Consider the following 329-nt stretch of genomic DNA (forward strand, 5'->3'; position numbering starts at 1 on the left):
AAATTCTGGCCCATTATCGACCCGTATTTTTAACGGATAACCATGGTATTGAGCGAGTTTATCCAGATAACGAATGATTCTACCTGCAGGTAAACTGACCGCAATATCAATGCCTAATGCTTCTCGGTTAAAATCATCAATGACGTTGAATGTTCTAAAACGGCGTTGATTTTGACTACTATCACTCATAAAATCCATGGACCAACATTCACCTTGTTTATTAGGAGCCGATAACTTTTTGGGAGTTCGGGCTGGAATACGCTGTTTACGCTTAACTCTTAAGTTAAGTTTTAACTCACAATACACCCGGTAAACCCGTTTACGATTCC

1 protein-coding gene is annotated in these 329 nt (G+C 39.5%); it reads right to left on the minus strand.

What is annotated here, in order from left to right; all coding sequences use genetic code 11:
* Nucleotides 1–329: DDE-type integrase/transposase/recombinase (locus GQ590_RS12165; RefSeq protein WP_237397887.1), on the minus strand; the 329-nt coding region annotated here is incomplete at both ends.

It is taken from the genome of Gilliamella sp. Lep-s35 (genome assembly GCF_009795845.1).
Taxonomy (GTDB): domain Bacteria; phylum Pseudomonadota; class Gammaproteobacteria; order Enterobacterales; family Orbaceae; genus Gilliamella.